The 244-nt window shown below is 60.7% G+C and carries 1 protein-coding gene; it reads left to right on the forward strand.

The window, feature by feature from the left end; translation table 11 throughout:
* A partial coding sequence (locus ACKRDP_RS10035; RefSeq protein ID WP_409154639.1) for a MaoC/PaaZ C-terminal domain-containing protein occupies positions 1-244 on the forward strand: 244 nt, incomplete at both ends.

A 244-nucleotide genomic window follows, 5' to 3' on the forward strand; every position in this document is an offset into this window, starting at 1 on the left:
GTAAATTTTCCGACGTGAGTGTCGGCGAACTTCTCCCCGAGAAGTCCGTCACCCTGACGCGTGGAAACCTCGCCAACTACGCGGGTGTTTCGGGAGATCCCAATCCGATTCACTTCAGTGACGAGGTCGCACGACTTGCCGGCTTGCCGGACGTCGTCGCGCACGGCATGCTCTCCATGGGCATCGGTGCCGGCTACGTTACCGAATGGCTGGGAGATCCGGGCGCAGTGACCGAGTACAACGT

Origin of the sequence: Pampinifervens navoyensis, assembly GCF_046159715.1 — a bacterium.
Taxonomy (GTDB): Bacteria; Aquificota; Aquificia; order Aquificales; family Aquificaceae; genus Pampinifervens.